General features: G+C 65.7%; 13 protein-coding genes and 1 other RNA gene. 7 read left to right on the forward strand and 7 right to left on the reverse strand.

The genetic code is table 11. From position 1 onward, the window contains the following. Window positions 1–320: 320 nt before the first annotated feature. Complete coding sequence (locus ABQY74_RS17770; protein WP_372469951.1) at window positions 321–2,168, forward strand: M14 family metallopeptidase; 1,848 nt, start codon at window positions 321–323, stop codon at window positions 2,166–2,168. A gap of 246 nt (window positions 2,169–2,414) precedes the next feature. On the opposite strand, the gene ABQY74_RS17775 is transcribed toward ABQY74_RS17770, so the two are convergent. Next, window positions 2,415–3,341: a LysR substrate-binding domain-containing protein gene (locus ABQY74_RS17775; protein WP_372469952.1), complete on the reverse strand. Its 927-nt coding sequence runs from the start codon at window positions 3,339–3,341 to the stop codon at window positions 2,415–2,417. Between the two features lie 127 nt (window positions 3,342–3,468). Here ABQY74_RS17775 and ABQY74_RS17780 point away from each other — a divergent pair, with 127 nt between their 5' ends. The 5 genes from ABQY74_RS17780 (at window position 3,469) to ABQY74_RS17800 (ending at window position 9,460) form a co-directional block, all read left to right on the forward strand. Continuing rightward, window positions 3,469–3,870: a Rid family hydrolase gene (locus ABQY74_RS17780; RefSeq protein WP_126968767.1), complete on the forward strand. Its 402-nt coding sequence runs from the start codon at window positions 3,469–3,471 to the stop codon at window positions 3,868–3,870. A gap of 526 nt (window positions 3,871–4,396) precedes the next feature. Further along, window positions 4,397–5,566 carry a hypothetical protein gene (locus ABQY74_RS17785; RefSeq protein ID WP_047129429.1) on the forward strand — a complete coding sequence of 390 codons (1,170 nt, stop codon included), beginning with the start codon at window positions 4,397–4,399 and terminating at the stop codon, window positions 5,564–5,566. A 10-nt stretch (window positions 5,567–5,576) separates the two neighbouring features. Continuing rightward, window positions 5,577–6,005: a substrate-binding domain-containing protein gene (locus ABQY74_RS17790; protein ID WP_024938495.1), complete on the forward strand. Its 429-nt coding sequence runs from the start codon at window positions 5,577–5,579 to the stop codon at window positions 6,003–6,005. Continuing rightward, a complete protein-coding gene (locus ABQY74_RS17795) occupies window positions 6,002–8,134 on the forward strand; it encodes a methyl-accepting chemotaxis protein (protein ID WP_349792543.1) in 2,133 nt (710 codons plus the stop codon). The genes ABQY74_RS17790 and ABQY74_RS17795 overlap by 4 nt, the downstream gene beginning before the upstream one ends. Before the next feature lie 588 nt (window positions 8,135–8,722). Continuing rightward, window positions 8,723–9,460, forward strand: a complete 738-nt coding sequence (locus ABQY74_RS17800; protein WP_039518674.1) for a DNA/RNA non-specific endonuclease — start codon at window positions 8,723–8,725, stop codon at window positions 9,458–9,460. Between the two features lie 39 nt (window positions 9,461–9,499). Here ABQY74_RS17800 and ABQY74_RS17805 read toward each other — a convergent pair. The 4 genes from ABQY74_RS17805 to ABQY74_RS17820 form a co-directional block, all read right to left on the reverse strand. After that, window positions 9,500–9,576, reverse strand: a non-coding RNA gene (locus tag ABQY74_RS17805) — sX9 sRNA. Between the two features lie 157 nt (window positions 9,577–9,733). After that, entirely contained in the window at window positions 9,734–10,075 is a 342-nt protein-coding gene (locus ABQY74_RS17810) for a hypothetical protein (protein ID WP_104574649.1), read from the reverse strand. 51 nt (window positions 10,076–10,126) lie between these two features. After that, complete coding sequence (locus ABQY74_RS17815; protein WP_104574651.1) at window positions 10,127–10,360, reverse strand: DUF1653 domain-containing protein; 234 nt, start codon at window positions 10,358–10,360, stop codon at window positions 10,127–10,129. Window positions 10,361–10,487: 127 nt separating this feature from the next. Then, complete coding sequence (locus tag ABQY74_RS17820) at window positions 10,488–10,694, reverse strand: hypothetical protein (protein WP_104574653.1); 207 nt, start codon at window positions 10,692–10,694, stop codon at window positions 10,488–10,490. A 176-nt stretch (window positions 10,695–10,870) separates the two neighbouring features. Between ABQY74_RS17820 and ABQY74_RS17825 the strand changes: the two genes are divergently transcribed. Beyond that, a complete protein-coding gene (locus tag ABQY74_RS17825; protein ID WP_039525069.1) occupies window positions 10,871–11,116 on the forward strand; it encodes a hypothetical protein in 246 nt (81 codons plus the stop codon). Here the strand turns inward: ABQY74_RS17825 and ABQY74_RS17830 are convergent. Further along, entirely contained in the window at window positions 11,069–12,547 is a 1,479-nt protein-coding gene (locus ABQY74_RS17830; RefSeq protein ID WP_209024034.1) for a SulP family inorganic anion transporter, read from the reverse strand. The genes ABQY74_RS17825 and ABQY74_RS17830 overlap by 48 nt on opposite strands. 407 nt (window positions 12,548–12,954) lie before the next feature. Then, a complete protein-coding gene (locus tag ABQY74_RS17835) occupies window positions 12,955–14,754 on the reverse strand; it encodes a chloride channel protein (protein WP_104624080.1) in 1,800 nt (599 codons plus the stop codon). Between the last annotated feature and the right edge of the window lie 151 nt (window positions 14,755–14,905).

Here is a 14,905-nt window from a genome sequence, read left to right on the forward strand (position 1 = left end):
TCCCGCTCGGGCGACAGCACCACAGGAAGCTGGCTGCCAAGTGCTGCTGCGCGACCGTCGACGCGAGCGCGGCCCGTCAAATGTTACTGTATTACGAAAATGTCCTGCTGCTTGCTGCAGCGCCGGAGGCAGGAACTCCCTGCGCCGCGCGACCCTCGCCCAGGGAATGACCAGCCCTCCGACCCACGCAGTCCGCTGCAATAGATCGATGCGGCATCGCGCCCGTCGAACGCCGCCGCCGCTGCCGCTGCCGTCGCAACCACCCAGGAGCAGCAAGCCTTGCCACGTTCTCCCCTCAATCGAGATCCCGTACGTCCCACATGACTTCCGATACGCGCCCCTCTGCCCCGCACGCCTCGCCCCCTCCCGCACCCGCTTCCGGCAACGCCGCCGGACCTGCCAGCCGCAGCACCACACGTGCCGCTGCCGGCCTGCTCGCCGCAACCCTGTTCAGCGCCGCACAGGCCAGCGCGCAGTCCATCGATACCAGCGCGCCGCTGCCACCGGTACGTGCCTGGCATGGGGCCAGCGAGGCGTTGATCGTCACACCGGACGATCCGTGGAGCACCCCGGCAGAGCGCAACGATTTCGCCAGCACCCCCAGCTATGACGAGACGCGCGCGTGGCTGGAACGCCTGGTCGCCGCCTCGCCGCTGCTGTCGCTGGAGGTGTTCGGCAAGAGCAGCGAGGGCCGCGACCTGCTGCTGGTCCGCGCGCACAAGGGCGCGCCCGGCAAGCCGGTGGTGCTGGCGCAGGCCGGCATCCACGCCGGCGAGATCGATGGCAAGGATGCCGGCCTGATGTTGCTGCGCGATATCGCGCAACGCGGCAAGGACCACCTGCTCGACCAGGTGGATCTGGTGTTCGTGCCGATCTTCAATGCCGACGGTCACGAGCAGCGCGGCCCGCTAATCGGCGCCGCATTGCGTGGCCCGCAGCAGATGGGCTGGAACACCACCACGCGCGGCATCAATCTCAACCGCGACTACCTCACCCTGGAAGCGCCGGAAACGCGCGCGATGGTCGCGTTGCTGCATCGCCTGGATCCGGCGCTCTACATCGACCTGCATGTCAGCGGCGGACTGGATCACCAGTACGACATCACCTTTACCTTCGCCGGTTGGGGCACCTATGCGCGCTCGCGCGCCACTGCCGACTGGCTGCAGCAACGCTTTACGCCGGCGGTGAATACCGCATTGCGCAAACAGGGCCACGAACCGGCCATCTACCCGAGCCTGATCGACGAAGACGAGCCACGCTCGGGCCTGCGCTACGCGCCGGAAGGCCCGCGCTATTCCACCGGGTATGGCGACTTCGCCGGCATTCCCACCGTGCTGGTGGAGAACCATCGCCTGAAGTCGTACCGGCAGCGCGTGCTGGGCGACTATGTGCTGCTGGAAGCAGCACTGCGCGTGGTTGCCCGCGATGCAGGCAACATCGATGCGGCCAAACGCGCCGATCGCGCCGCCCGCCCGCAGGAACTGATGGTGGCCTGGGAACGCCTGCAACAGCCGATCGCCCAGGTGCCGTTCAAGGGCGTGAGCTACACCCGCGCGTTGTCGCCGGTGTCCGGGCGGCAGGAACTGCGCTGGGAGGGTCGCGATGAAACCTGGACCATGCCGGTGATCGGCTACCGCCAGACCCAGGCGGTGCGCTACCCGCTCGCCTGGTGGATCCCACCCGGCAATGACGATGTGGTGGAACTGCTCAAGGCGCACGGCATCACTTACGAACGCCTGCAGCAGCCGCGCCAGATCCAGGTGCAGCAGATCCGCGTAGTGAAGGATGCAGGCACGCAAACGCCGCACGCCGAGCACGTGGAAGAAACCTTCGCCGCCGGCAGCGTCCGCGTGCCTGCCGATCAACCGATGCGCATGCTGGCAGCGGCGCTACTGGAGCCGCAAAGCAGCGACTCGTTACTGGCCAGCGGGCGTTTCCGCAATGCCGGCAGCCCCGACAGCGGCTTGTACGGCGCCGAGCTGGTGGATTTCAGCGAGCGCGTGCTGCGCAGCGACGCCGCCCTGCGCGCCGCTTTCGAACGCAAGCTCGCAGACGATGCAGCATTCCGCGCCGATGGCGATGCGCGGCTGCAATGGATCTATGCGCGCTCGCCGTATGCGGCGATCACCGGCTGGCGTTATCCGGTGCGGCGCCAACTGGCGGAGTGACCCTGCGCATTGCCGATTGCACGCTGTGGGATCGGCAATGCGGCTTGACCCTCTTTCGTATCGCGCATTGCGCAAGGCCCGTGGCGACGGCAACGGCGACCGCATCGGCATCGATACCGGCAGCAACGTCGCTTGCATGCCGGCAGACAGGATGCTTCACCACGCACTGCGCGCTCCATCATGCGCGCGTGCCCCCGTGTCTGTCGTGCACGATCACGACCACATCAGCCACGCCACGCAGCGCGCTCAGCGCAGCGCCGGCGCTCCCACTGGCGCATGCTCGGCCATCAACGCACTCACCCACTCGATGAACACACGCAGCTTGGCGCTGACATGCCGGTTGGGCGGGAACGCGATCGACAGCGGCATCGGCTCCATCCGCCAGTCCTCGAACAGCGGCACCAGTTCGCCACTGGCCACATGCGCCCTGGCCATGTACACCGGCAACCACAGCACGCCCATGCCGGCCAGCCCGGCGGCCAGATAGGCGTTGCCGTCGTCGGACGCCACCACGTAACGCCCTTGCAGATGCACCGCCTCGCTGCCGCGCTGCATGACATAGGGTACGGTCTTGCTGCTGCGCCAGCGCATGAAGCCGACACAGCGGTGCCGGGTGTTTTCCAGTTCGCGCGGATGTGCCGGCGTGCCCAGCCGCTGCAGATACGCCGGCGCCACGTATACGCCCGCCTGCAGGTCGCCCACGCGGCGCGCGATCAGCGACTGATCGGTGATGGTGCCGCCGCGCACCACGCAATCCACGTGCTCGCCGATCAGGTCCACGCGGCGGTCGCTCACGCCCATGTCCAATTGGATATCCGGATAGCGCGCATGAAAGGCCGGCAGTGCCGGCATCAGGATCAGGCGCGCCAGCGGGCTGGGCACATCCACGCGCAGGCGCCCGCGCGGCAGCGCCGATGCATCGGACAGGCTGGTCTCGGCATCGTCCATGTCCGCCAGCAGCCGCAGCACGCGCTCGTAGTACGCCGCGCCATCGGCGGTGACATGCACCCGCCGCGTGGTGCGGTTGAGCAGCCTCACGCGCAGGCGTGCCTCCAGCTGCTGCACCAGCTGGGTCACGCTGGCCCGGCTCATGTGCAAGGTCTCGGCCGCCTTGGTGAAGCTGCCGGTCTCCACCACCCGCGCAAACGCCTGCATCGCGTCGAACCGGTCCATCGCCACTCCCGACTCCAAGATTGTTTGGATTCTACAAACAGTGATGGTCGGCATCGCCGATTTATCGCGCGCAGGCAAGCACCTACGCTGCCTGCCTGTTCCGATTCGCCACCCGATGGAGGTCACCATGGCAACACGTGAGGCAGTTTTTCCGCAGGGGCGGCACGCGCTGTACGAGCGCCACCGCTATTCGCCGGCAGTCCGCGCCGATGGCTTGCTGTTCGTCGCCGGCCAGGTCGGCAGCCGCGAAGACGGCTCGCCGGAACCGGAGCTGGAGGCAGAGATCGCCCGTGCCTTCGCCAATCTCGATGCCATCCTCGCCGCAGCCGGCTGCAGCACGCAGGACGTCGTCGACGTCACGTTGTTCATGCTCGACCCCGACGTGGTGTTCGAGGCCATGTGGGACAAGTGGGTGAGCTACTGGGGCCCGGCGCCCTACCCCACCGTCACCGCAGTGGGCGTGACCTGGCTGGCCGGCTTCCGCTTCGAGATCAAGGTGGTGGTGAAACTTCCGACATGGCAGCAGTAAACGTTTCCAGTAACTTGCCGGTTGTATCGCGTCGCGTCTGCATGCAGCCGAAGCAAAATCTCCGCCGGCCGCATCGCACTGGCGATAAGTAACTGGCGCGCCTACTGAAAATAATTCAAAGACCGCCAGGCCTGGCTCGCCAGTGCATGGCGTTTTTATTGCGCGCGCACTTCGGAGCAAACGCATCTCTATCGATTTTTCCCTGAAAAATAGGGATTTTTCTTTACCTCGCTCTTCACCGGCTGCGCTCATCCTCGGCAGGTCCGCGATGCGGACGATTATGTCCGCAGATATTCATTTTAGCTGTTTCAAACACCTAAATCACGCGCCTCGATAGGGCGTAACTATCGTCCACTTCTTGTGGTGCTTTGATTTCTTAACCGGTTTTTCCAAGTTGTAAAAATCTCGCTAAAGCAATGATGCAGACGGCCGCTACCGCAATCCAGGGCGTTGCGACGCTCATCACCGTTCTGCCCGCGCGCTTCCCATGGCGCTGCGTCCATCACCCACTCAGCCGAGATTTTCAATGAAATTGACCGTCAAGCTTCTCAGTGGCGCCATCGCCCTGGCGTCGTCGACCTGCGCCTACGCGCAGCAGGACTCGATGTTTTCCTTCAGCGGCTTCGGCACGCTGGGCGTGGTGCATTCGACCGAGGACCAGGCCGACTTCACGCCCGACATCCAGACCGTGGAGGGTGCCGGTGCCAGCCACTCCACCTCGGCACGTCCGGACTCGCGTATCGCCGGCCAGGTCAATGCCAACTTCACCGAGAAGTTCACCGGCGTGTTGCAGGTGACAAGTGAGTACGCCGAACGCGGCGATTACGATCCCAAGGTCACGCTGGCGCATGTGAAGTATCAGTTCGGCCCGCAGTTCGCCGCGCGCCTGGGCCGCATCACTGCGCCGCTGTACATGCTGTCCGAGTACCAGCGCGTCGGTTACGCCACCCCGTGGGTGCGTCCGCCGTACGAGGTCTACAACTACCTGCTGCCGATGGACGGCGTCGAAGGCGTGTACACCATCAACGCCGGCGAGAGTGTGGTCAGCGTGCAGGGCTTCTACGGCCGCATCAATTCGAAGAAGGCTGATGTGTACGCCATGCGCGGCCTGGCGCTGGGCCTGGAATCGGGTGCGTCCACGTTCCGCGCCGCCTACATTGTGGGCACCACCGATTTCGATACACCGGCGCTGGATCGCCTGTTCTCGGTCTATCAGCGCATCAATCCCGCACTGGCCGATCGCCTGACCACCTATGGCGTGGACGGCAGCTTTGCCAGCCTGGGTTACGCCTACGATCCGGGCAGCTGGTTCCTGCGCAGCGAAGTGATCCGCGCCGATTATTCGCCCTCGCTCAACGGCAAGACCACCTCCGGTTATCTCAGTGTCGGCGGTCGCTTCGGCACGCTGACGCCGTCGATCACCTATGCCAACGTCGATCGCAAGGGCCCGACCATCGCGGCCGGCCAGGATCCGGTCGGCGTGATGACGCGCGCACTGGCGCAGGCCGAAAGCGGCCGTCACAGCTTTACCGCATCGCTGCGTTGGGACGCGCGTGAAAGCGTCGCATTCAAGCTGCAGGCCAGCCACATCAACAACAACGCGGGCTCGTTCGGATCGTTGAACAACATCCAGCCGGGCTTCCGTCCGGGCGGCAGCTACAACCTGCTGTCGGCCTCCGTCGACTTCGTGTTCTAAGAGAGCCCCCATGACCATTTCCAAGTGTTTTGCAGTCTCCCTGCTTGCCGCGTTGTCGCTGAGCGCGTTCTGCGCCAATGCCGATGTCGTGGTGGTGATGTCGGCCAAGGGCGGCCCGGACAGCCTCAGCGCCGCGCAGGTGTCGCAGATCTTCCTGGCCAAATCCAACAGCCTGCCCGGTGGCGGCGCGGCGGTACCGATCGATCAGGAAGAAGGCGTCGCCACCCGCGATGAGTTCTACAAGAAAGTAGCCTCACGCGACGCGGCACAGCTGAAGTCGTACTGGTCGCAGCTGATGTTCACCGGCAAGGCGCAGCGTCCCAAACGTGTCAGTGGCGACGATGCGGTCAAGAAGGCCGTTGCCGCCACGCCCGGCGCCATCGGTTACATCAGTGCCAGCGCAGTCGACGCCAGCGTCAAGGTCGTCCTGAAGCCGTGACCCGCCACCTGCTCGAGACTCAAGTCATGAGACGCATCCTGTCGCTACCGTTGTTCTGGAAAATCCTGATGCCGGCCGCGGTGGCGATCCTTTGCCTATCGAGCTATGTGGCCTTCAGTACGCTGGTCTTTCACCGCAACAACGACCGCCTGGAAGCGGTACGCGACGTGCATTTCCCGATGCTCGACGCCATGACACGCAATGTGGCTGCGCTGGACAAGCTCATCAACGGGCTCAACGGCGCCGCTGCCGCCGGCGATGCCGACATGTTGGCGGCCACCAAGCCGGTGGCCGACGAGATCCACGCCTCCTACGTGAAACTGCAGAAATCCGATCCCGCCAATGCAAAGGAACTGGCAGGCCTGGGCAAGCAGTTTGATCAGTACTACAGCCTGGCGCACGGCGTGGCCGCCGCGTTCGTGGAACAGCGCGAACCGGATGCGGCGCAGATGAGCGCCATGGCACCGGCACTGGAAACCTATCGCACCACCCTGACCGCCATGCAGAAGCGTGCCGATGCACGTTTCCGCGGCACCGTGCAGGAAGCGGTGGACAGCTCGGTGGCGGCAAGCATCGGCGGGCTGGTGCTGGGTCTGGTCGGTGCGGTGCTGTGCATCGCCTTCGGCTGGATCGTGGCACGCGCCATCACGCAGCCGCTGCACCGTGCGGTGGGCATTGCGCATGCGGTGTCGTCGGGCAAACTGGACAACAGCATCTCGATCGACCGCAACGACGAGGTCGGCCAGCTGCTGCAGGCGATGGACAGCATGCAGCGTCAGCTGCGTCGGGTGATCCAGGCGCAGACCGACATGGGCGACAAGCATGAAGCCGGCATGGTCAGTCACCGTATCGCCGAGCAGGAATTCCCCGGCGAATTCGGCAGCATGGTGCGGGCCAGCAACGCGCTGGTGTCCAGCCATATCGCGGTGACGATGCAGATCGTCGCATTGACCGAGCGCTATGCCGCCGGCGACCTGTCGCAGCAGCTGGAGCCGTTGCCGGGCGAGAAGGCGGTGATCAGTCAATCGATCAACGATGTGCGGGCCAGCCTGTTGTCGATCAATGGCGAGATCAAGCGGCTGGCATCGGCCGCGGCGGCGGGCGACTTCAGCGCACGCGGCGACGAGACTGCGTTCGAGCATGATTTCCGCCAGATCGTGGTCGACCTCAATCACCTGATGAGCAGCTCGGACAAGAGCCTGGGTGCGGTGTCGCAGGTGTTGCAGGCGATTGCGAGCGGCGATCTGACCACGCGCATGCACGGCGACTTTGCCGGCGTGTTCGCACGCATGCGCGACGATGCCAACACCACGGTGGACCGCCTGACCGACATCGTCGGGCGCATCCAGCATTCCTCGTCGGAGATCGATACCGCGGCCGGTGAAATTGCCGCCGGCAATCAGGACCTGTCGCGGCGTACCGAGCAGCAGGCGGCCAGCCTGGAAGAAACCGCCGCCTCGATGGAGGAACTCACCTCCACCGTCAGGCAGAACGCTGAACACGCGCTGCAGGCCAATGAATTGGCGCGCAGTGCGGCCAGTGTGGCCTCCAAGGGCGGCGAGGTGGTCAGCCAGGTCGTCGGCACCATGTCGGGCATCGAAACCTCCTCGAAGAAGATCGCCGAGATCATCAGCGTCATCGATGGCATCGCGTTCCAGACCAATATCCTGGCCTTGAACGCGGCGGTGGAAGCCGCACGTGCCGGCGAACAGGGCCGCGGCTTTGCAGTGGTGGCCTCGGAGGTGCGCACTCTCGCGCAGCGTTCGTCCGCTGCGGCCAAGGAGATCAAGGAGCTGATCGACGCCTCGGTGGGCAAGGTGGCCGAAGGCTCGGTGCTGGTGCACAAGGCCGGTACCACCATGACCGAGATCGTCGCCAGCGTGAATCGGGTCACCGACATCATGGGCCAGATCACCGCCGCATCCAGCGAGCAATCGGCCGGCATCGAACAGGTCAACCAGACGGTGATCCAGATGGACGAAACCACCCAGCAGAATGCAGCGCTGGTCGAGGAAGCCATGGCCGCGGCACGGGCGATGGAAAAGCAGTCCAGCACCCTGACCCAGCTGGTCTCGCTGTTCCAGCTGCAGCCTGCCAGCGCACCGCAACTGGAAAAAGAGGTCGCATAGTCGACCGAGCGTATCGTCTCGCGACGTCTTTGACGCCCCCTTCTGCATGGACTGCAGAAGGGGGTTTGTTGTGTCCGCCGGTGGCGAACGCGGCGCAGGCCCGGCACCGTTTCAAGGCGAGCCACGCGCATCTTGCGCCGATGACCGGCCCCGCGGTGTTCGCGACTGCACCCCCCGCAGCTGTCCATCTGACCGCGGGTGCCGGCGTACCCCGACCTCCACGCGGGCGGTTGTCCGACAGCAGCAACCGCGCTCTGCTGATGGCGCAGCTGTGCGCCATCGCAAAAACCCTGGCGCGGAAGGGCATCCGCACGCTCCAGGCATAACCACGCGCTTATCGCCTGCCAGTCCGTATGCCGCTCAATGCGCGAGACCGGTCACAGTTTTGCCGGAAAAACTGACGTGACCGCACATTCCTCACGCCTACGTCACCACCAAGCAACATTTGCATGCGATAGCTGTCGCGCTCGCTAAAAAAGCGAGCCAACTATCCCCCTTCCAGCGCGCGTTCCGCTGAGCGTCGATCTGCCCCCGGCAGCCGGCGGTGGCGTCGTGCGTCCGATTGATTTTCCAGGAGATTCACTGCCCATGCGCTTCCGGACTTTCTTCGCCGTTCTGCTGTTCACCGCTGCCAGTGCCAGCGCAAACGCCCAGGTCGTCACCCTCAACAAGGGCGGCTACACCTTGCGCTACGACTGCACCAACCACACCGCGTTGCGCTACGAGTACGTGCTGCAAGCCGATACCGGCTCGGCCGCGCGTCCGTCCAGTTTCAATCTGGACACCGAACTGCCCAGCGGCTGCGCCGGCCAGACCTCCACCGCCTCCTACGCCAGCGTGCGCACCGGCTACGATCGCGGGCACCTGGTGACCTCCAACCACATGGACTACAACGCGACCTACATCCGTCGCGCCAACCTGATGTCCAACATCGTGCCGCAGGTGTCCAGCTTCAACCAGGGCATCTGGGTGCGCGCCGAAAACGTGGCCGAGTGTTACCGCGACATCGCCAGCGTGCAGGTCTACGGCGGTGTGATCTACAGCGACACGACCAACGATTACTTCCTGAGCAGCCACGGCATCCGCACCCCGGACTTCTTCTGGAAGACCATCATCACTGCCAACCCGGGCGGCGGCACCCGCGCGATCAGCTGGCTGATTCCCAACAGCGCCAACCTCGGTTCGCTGGACAGCTACATCGTCAGCATCGACGAACTGGAAGACCTCTACGGCGCCAGCACCATCGGCATCACCGCACCGGCCGCCGTCAAGGCCATGCTGCCCGCCACCACCTGGCCGCAGCCGAGCAATTGCGACCTGGGCTGAGTGCGGCTGCCCGCTTCTCCAGCCACGTCGATCAAGAGCGGCTGACACCATGTTGCGAGCAGGCGTCAGGTGGGTGCGGATGGCGCGTCCAGCATCGGAGTGTCCGAATGGCCCTTGCCGATGTCGGGCACCAGCCGTACCCACCTGGCGTTGAGCGCAGCAGCCTGCTCAGCCGCTCTACACCGCTGGGCGTGCGATCCAGCAGACAAGGCCCGGCATTCCCGGGCCTTGTCGTTGCAGGCGGCGGCAGGCCTGGCCCGCTGCAACGCGCACTCAGGCCTCGGGCGCGGCAAGCGCCGCAAACCAGTCCGCGTACGGCGTGTTCTTGACCAGATGCCGATTGAAGTCTTTGGCACCATCGCTCCACCACACCGGGCCGCGCTCTCCCAGCGCCGTCTTGGCACGATCGACCGCCGCACGCGCTGCAGCCAGCCGCCCGGCATCCTCGTCGCGCTTGGCCGCCTTGACCGCGCGTCGCGCGTCCATCAAGGCGCCGACCAGCCCGGCACGCACGTCTTCGCGCAGATGCGGGTTGGCGGTACGCCAGAGCCGGCCACGCACGATCAGATACCGGCCATCGGGCGTGGTGACAGGCGCAGCATCGGCGGCGGTCATTGCCAACGTACTCGCCAACAACCAAGTAACGTCGTGCAGACCAAGCCGCGCCTACTCGACCTGCGCAAAGCGGGGACGCGCAACGCCATCCACCTCGACCTGCTCGACGAACATCGCATACGGCCGCACCCACAGACCGACGTCGCTGTCCAACGGGCGATAGAGCACCATTGGGGCCAGTGTTTCGCTGCAGCGCACGACGCCGAGCACTTCATAACGGCCGCCCTTGAAGTGGCGGTACTGGCCCAGCGCGATGCTGGGCAATGGCGACAGGGAGGTGTCCATGGATGTCACAGGAATGGGCAATCCGCAAGTCTAGGCAGCATGGCCGGCCACAGCCAGCACATGCCGCGCAACCGGTGCCCTCTGCCGGGTTCAGCGTTGCACGGCCACGTGCAACGCTGCCACGCGCCTACTGGTCGTCGTCTTCGTCTTCGTCGTCTTCCGCGCCCAGGTCGTCATCGTCCTCGACCGGGTCTTCGATGCCATCGTCGTCATCGATCTCGCTGTCCTGTGCAGGCCCTTCCTGGATCGGTGTGCTGTCCCTGCCCGGTGCCTTGATGCCATTGGGCGGGGTCGGATCGTCTACGCCGCGGTTGCCGTTTTCGTCGTTGCTCATGGTCTGCTCCAGCGGTAAAAGACCGCACGGTCACCCTCCTCCCGCCGATGTGACGCGCACGTGTGTCCTGCACGATGGCAGCGCACCTGTGCGGCCACGCGTGAGGCGAACGAGCGCGACTGCATCCGGCCGGCGCCGGTGGCCGTAGTGATGAGAACGCCCACGGAGTCACCCGCATGCCGAGCCTGATCAGCGACCTGAAAGACCTGCTCGCCGCCTGGAAGGCCGAAGCCAGAACCTTCGATGCCTGCGACATGCCGGCCTCCGCGCTGGCCTTCCGCGACTGCCATCGTCGCCTGTCCGCGTTGCTGGACGACCATGCGCGCCACGCGGCGGCGCCGACGGACGCGCTGGCCGCGCACGAGCAGCCGGGCTCAGTGCCCCAGCTGCAGGCGCGCGCCATCGCGCCGATGGGTTCCTAAGGTTTCGATCAGCGTATCGCTGGCCTGATTCACGCCGATCACCTCGACTTCGGCGCCGTGCGCACGCAGCTTGAGCACCACCCGATCCAGCGCCGCCACCGCGCTGATGTCCCAGAAGTGCGCGTGGCTCAGATCGATCAGCACCTTCGGCGGCGTGCCCGGGAAATCGAAGCTGGCCACGAACTGCCCGGCCGATGCAAAGAACACCTGGCCGCGCACCGCATACACGCGCACTCCGTCGTCACGCTCGCTGGCCTGCACCTGCAACATGCGCCCGACCTTGCGCGCAAAGAACAGCGCCGACAGCAGCACCCCGGCCAGCACGCCGCGGGCAAGATCGTGCGTCCATACCGTGACCACGACGGTGCCCAGCATCACCACCGACGAACTCCCCGGGTGCGTGCGCAGATCGCGTAGCGAGCCCCAGCTGAAGGTGCCGATGCTGACCATGATCATCACCGCCACCAACGCCGCCATCGGGATCTGGCGCACCCAGGGCGCGCCATACACCACCATCAGCAGCAGGACGACGCCGGCCACCAGGCACGACAGGCGCCCGCGCCCGCCCGAGCGCACGTTGATCACCGATTGCCCGATCATCGCGCAGCCGGCCATGCCACCGAAGCACCCAGCCAGCAGGTTCGCCAGTCCCTGCCCTGCGCATTCGCGGTTGCGCTGCGACGGGGTGTCGGTGAGGTCTTCGACAATCTGCGCGGTCATCAACGACTCCAGCAGGCCCACCACGGCCAGCGTCGTCGACACTGGCAGCAGGATGCGCACGCTGTCCCACGTCAGCGGCACGTCCGGCAGCAGGAACACCGGCAGGCTGTCGGGCAGACGGCCCATGTCGCCCACGTTGCGGATGTCGATGTGCCAGTACGCGCACACCGCCGTCAGCACCACGATGGCGACCAGCGGCGAGGGAATCGCCGTGGTGAAGCGCGGCAGCAGATAGATGATGGCCAGGCCCGCTGCACACACCGCATGCACCGGCCATGGCATGCCGACCAACTCCGGCAACTGCGCCAGGAAGATCAGGATCGCCAACGCATTGACGAAGCCGGTGATCACCGAGCGCGAGACAAAGCGCATCAATGCGCCCAGGCGCAATGCCGCCGCGATCAGCTGCAGCACGCCGGCCAGCACGGTGGCCGCCAGCAGGTACTGCAGGCCGTGCTCCTTGACCAGGTCCACCATCAACAACGCCATTGCGCCGGTCGCGGCCGAAATCATGCCGGGCCGGCCACCGGCGATCGAAGTCACCACGGCAATGCAGAACGCCGCGTATAGCCCGACCTTGGGGTCGACGCCGGCAATGATCGAAAAGGCAATGGCTTCGGGAATCAGCGCAAGCGCGACCACGATGCCGGCGAGCACATCGCCACGCACGTTGCCGAGCCACTGCTGGCGCAACGAGAAAACTCTGGACATTGAAACGACTCCGCGCACCGGCAAACACACGGCGCGAATACATGAACGTCAAACACCTGGACCTTCGCAGCAACTGCGAGCGCGTGATGCCTTAGGTCAGGGTGGTGTCATGTGTCGGAAGAAATCGCTCTGGACGAGGCTGCATGCTAACGCGCTGAGGTCGGTCTGCACAACCCGATGGCGCGCTGCTGCGCACGCGCGTCGAGCCGAGCAACGCTGCCAATGCATGAGCAACATCAACGCACAGGCTGCTGGAAGCTGCGTGCTGGCATCGCATGCTGCCGCTGGCGATGGCAAGCTGCATGCGTCGCGGGCGCAGGGCGTTGCGTGAGACACCTTCTGCACGCGGTAGATCTACCGGGCCAGCATGCGCCCTGTCGCTTCAGCCGCTGCCGGCAGCGTGTGGCTCAGTCGTCGCCGAGCACACGCTCGCCCATCAGTTCGCGCTCGCGCTTTTCCAGTTCTTCGGCATAGCGCTTGCGCACGAAGCTTTCCGACAACACGCCCAGCACCTTGCGTTGTGCATCGATTACCGCCAGCTCGTCGGCCTGCGTGGCATCGAAAACCTTCATCACCGCCACGATGTCGGTGTCTGCCAGCAATGCCGCATCGCGGTGCTTGGCGTAGTCGCTCACCGGCGCATCGGCCTGCACGTTGTCCGCATACAGCACCGCCAGCGGCACCACACCGGCGTAATGGCCGGCGGCGTCTTCCAGCACCACGCGCTGCGTGGACCCCAATGGAAACCGCCGGCGAAACTCGCTCACCGTGGTGTCGTGCGCAGTGTGGTTGGCGTCCTTGCGCATCATCTTGCCGGCCGACAGATTGCGCACCCACCCCACGTCGCGTGCGCTGCGGATGTTCTCGCCACGCAGATGCAGGCGCCAGGTGGAGAACGAATAGCCAAACACCTGGCGCACCACGGTATTGGCCACCAGCACCGCCACCATCACCGCGCTCGCCAGCACAAAGTCGTGCGTGCCCTCCAGGATCAGCATGGCCATGGTCATCGGCGCACCGACAATGGCTGCCGCCAACGCAGCCATGCCCACCAACGAGGCGCTGGTGATGTCCACTGCCGCGGCGCCGACGAGCAGGTTCAGGAACACCGCAAACAGGCTGCCCACCAGCGAGCCCATGAACAGCGACGCGAAGAACAGCCCGCCACGGAAGCCGAAACCCAGCGAGATGCCCGACGCGATGCATTTGAGCACCAGCAAACCGGCCAATACCTGCAGCGTGCTGCTGCTGGTCAGGTCCAGATGCAGGGCGCCATGTCCCGACGACAGCACTTGCGGCGAATACATCGCCAGCGGAATCAGCAGCAACCCGCCCACCACCGGGCGCCCCCAGAGCGGCAGCTCGATCCGCCCCACGGCGCGTTCGATACCGGCCACCAGCCGCATCACCGCAATGCCGATCAACGCGCAGGTCAGCCCCAACGCGATGTAGATCGCATAGTCGCGCGGCTGCAATTGATAGGCGACCGCCGCCGGCAACGAATACGGCGCGGCACCGAGCGCGTTGGCCATGAATGCGCCGGCCAGCGCCGCCGCAGCTACCGGCGCAAGCGCCGACGGCGTATAGGCGCCGATCACGATCTCGAACGCGTAGAACGCACCGGCCAGTGGCGCCCCGAACGCACCGGCGATCGCGCCTGCCGCGCCGGCACCGACCAGCGTGCGCATGTCGGCCCGGCGTACCCGCAGGACACGGCCCAGCTGCGAACCGGCGCCTGCGCCCATCTGCGTATAGGTCGCCTCCAGCCCCACCGATGCGCCAAAGCCGTTGGACAGCAGCGTCTGCACCGCAACGATCAGGTTGTCGCGCATCGACATGCGCCCGCCGTGCAGGGCATTGGCTTCCACCGCATCCACCAGCGGCCGCTTGCGCCGCCGCGCCAGCAAGGCCACCAGGCCCACCAGCAGGCCGCCCAACGGCAACACCAGCAGCTGGGTGGCGGTGATCGATTCGGCGGTACTGAGCCGCTCGCCCGGCGCAAGCGCGTACAGCCAGGCCTGCAGCGCATGCGCCATGCCGGCCTGCACCACCATCAGTGCCGCCGCGATCAGCCCCACCACGGCTGCCAGCCCGATGAACCACAGATCGTTGGCGCGCAATTGCCGGCGCAACCACTCCAGCGGCCGTCGCCAAGGTACGGCCGCCGGGTGCACGGCGTGCGTGGGGTTGTGAGGAAGTGGCTGCATGGAAGACCAGCGCTCCGCCGGATCAGGGTGCCGGCGCACGGGAGACGTCAGCGATGCGGCCTAGTGTGCAGCAACCTGGCTGACCTGCCGCAGTCTGGCCGCGGCAGTGCAAGCGACGAACACAGCGGCGGCAGCTGGCGCAGGCCACGCG

This window comes from Xanthomonas sp. WHRI 7064 (genome assembly GCF_040202355.2).
Classification (GTDB): domain Bacteria; phylum Pseudomonadota; class Gammaproteobacteria; order Xanthomonadales; family Xanthomonadaceae; genus Xanthomonas; species Xanthomonas arboricola.

Excerpts from the sequence above, each read along its gene's own strand:
- ABQY74_RS17770 (WP_372469951.1), top strand. The coding sequence starts at position 321 with ATGACTTCCGATACGCGCCCCTCTGCCCCGCACGCCTCGCCCCCTCCC.
- ABQY74_RS17775 (WP_372469952.1), bottom strand. The coding sequence starts at position 3,341 with ATGGACCGGTTCGACGCGATGCAGGCGTTTGCGCGGGTGGTGGAGACC.
- ABQY74_RS17780 (WP_126968767.1), top strand. The coding sequence starts at position 3,469 with ATGGCAACACGTGAGGCAGTTTTTCCGCAGGGGCGGCACGCGCTGTAC.
- ABQY74_RS17785 (WP_047129429.1), top strand. The coding sequence starts at position 4,397 with ATGAAATTGACCGTCAAGCTTCTCAGTGGCGCCATCGCCCTGGCGTCG.
- ABQY74_RS17790 (WP_024938495.1), top strand. The coding sequence starts at position 5,577 with ATGACCATTTCCAAGTGTTTTGCAGTCTCCCTGCTTGCCGCGTTGTCG.
- ABQY74_RS17800 (WP_039518674.1), top strand. The coding sequence starts at position 8,723 with ATGCGCTTCCGGACTTTCTTCGCCGTTCTGCTGTTCACCGCTGCCAGT.
- ABQY74_RS17810 (WP_104574649.1), bottom strand. The coding sequence starts at position 10,075 with ATGACCGCCGCCGATGCTGCGCCTGTCACCACGCCCGATGGCCGGTAT.
- ABQY74_RS17815 (WP_104574651.1), bottom strand. The coding sequence starts at position 10,360 with ATGGACACCTCCCTGTCGCCATTGCCCAGCATCGCGCTGGGCCAGTAC.
- ABQY74_RS17820 (WP_104574653.1), bottom strand. The coding sequence starts at position 10,694 with ATGAGCAACGACGAAAACGGCAACCGCGGCGTAGACGATCCGACCCCG.
- ABQY74_RS17825 (WP_039525069.1), top strand. The coding sequence starts at position 10,871 with ATGCCGAGCCTGATCAGCGACCTGAAAGACCTGCTCGCCGCCTGGAAG.
- ABQY74_RS17830 (WP_209024034.1), bottom strand. The coding sequence starts at position 12,547 with ATGTCCAGAGTTTTCTCGTTGCGCCAGCAGTGGCTCGGCAACGTGCGT.
- ABQY74_RS17835 (WP_104624080.1), bottom strand. The coding sequence starts at position 14,754 with ATGCAGCCACTTCCTCACAACCCCACGCACGCCGTGCACCCGGCGGCC.